At 60.2% G+C, this 1,607-nt stretch carries 1 protein-coding gene; it reads left to right on the top strand.

Features of this window, described 5'->3' with window-relative positions; genetic code table 11:
- Window positions 1-14: 14 nt before the first annotated feature.
- On the top strand, window positions 15-1,607 hold a 1,593-nt coding region (gene treZ / locus FT726_RS27190), incomplete at its 3' end, for a malto-oligosyltrehalose trehalohydrolase (protein WP_346303840.1).

Below are 1,607 nucleotides of genomic sequence, written 5' to 3'. Positions count from 1 at the left end.
AACGAGGCAATAGAATGGAATCCACAACGTTGGAAAAATCCTGGGGTGCTGAAATCCTTGCTGACGGCAGCGTGCGGTTTCGCCTTTGGGCACCCGGTCAGCAGCAAATTACCCTTCACGCCGATGGTCAGCAGCATGCCATGCAGCGGCAGCAGGATGGCTGGTTCAGCCTGACGCTGCGCGGGCCTGGTCACGGCAGCGAATATCACTACGAGCTGGCCGATGGCAGCATGGTGCCCGATCCGGCCGCGCGGGCACAACGCGCCGATGTCAACGGCCCTTCTCTGGTTATCGACCCTCACCATTACGACTGGCAACAGCGTGACTGGCAGGGACGGCCGTGGCACGAAACGGTGGTCTACGAGTTGCACATCGGCACCTTTACCGCCGAAGGCACCTTCCGCGCGGCTATCGAAAAACTCCCCGCGCTGGCCGACCTCGGTATCACCATGATCGAAGTGCTGCCGGTATCGCAGTTTGGCGGCACGCGCGGCTGGGGCTATGACGGCGTTCTGCTGTATGCGCCGCACGCGGCGTATGGCTCACCAGATGATTTCAAAGCCTTTGTCGATGCCGCGCACGCATTGGGACTGTCGGTGGTGCTGGATATTGTGCTCAACCACTTTGGTCCGGAAGGCAATTACCTGCCGCTGCTGGCACCGGCCTTTTTCCACGAAGAGCGCATGACGCCGTGGGGCGCCGGGATTGCTTACGATGTTGATGCCGCGCGGCGTTATATCGTCGAAGCACCGCTCTACTGGCTGAAAGAGTTTAACCTCGACGGCCTGCGCTTCGATGCCATCGACCAGATTGAGGATACGTCCAGCAAGCATGTGCTGATCGAGATTGCCGAACGCATTCGCAGCGAAATCCACTCTCGCCCGATCCATCTCACCACCGAAGACAGCCGCAACGTGATCTTCCTGCATCCGCGCGATGCGGACGGTAACGCGCCACTGTTCAGCGGTGAATGGAACGACGATTTTCATAATGCCATTCACGTCTTTGCCACCGGCGAGACGCACGCGTATTACCAGGATTTTGCCGACGTACCGGAGAAATTAATCGCGCGCATTCTCACCGAGGGCTTTGCTTATCAGGGCGAGCTGTCACCACAGAGTGGCCAGCGGCGCGGCGTACCCAGCGCAGGCCAGCCGCCGGTCGCGTTTGTCGATTTCATCCAGAATCACGATCAGGTGGGCAATCGCGCCCAGGGCGAACGCCTGATTAGCCTGGCCGGTACCGATCGCACCAAAGTGCTGCTCGCCACCCTGCTGCTGTCACCGCATATTCCGCTGCTGTTTATGGGCGAAGAGTACGGTGAAACCAACCCATTCCTGTTCTTTACCGATTTCCACGGCGATCTGGCGAAAGCGGTGCGCGAAGGACGTGCGCGCGAGTTTACCGGTCACGCCGGTCATGACGATACGGTACCGGATCCCAACGCTGAAGAGACCTTCACGCGTTCGAAACTGGACTGGCGCAAAGTGGAAAATCCCGCAGGCCAGGCGTGGCTGACGCTTACGCGCCAGCTACTGGCGTTGCGCCAGCAGCACATCGTGCCGCTGCTGCCGGATGCCCACAGGCATAACGGCCAGGTGCTGCGC

It is taken from the genome of Pantoea sp. Morm, from assembly GCF_016643525.1.
GTDB classification, from domain to species: Bacteria; Pseudomonadota; Gammaproteobacteria; order Enterobacterales; family Enterobacteriaceae; genus Pantoea; species Pantoea dispersa.
Note: the sequence above shows the minus strand (reverse complement) of the source record. Positions and strands in the feature narration are given on the sequence as shown.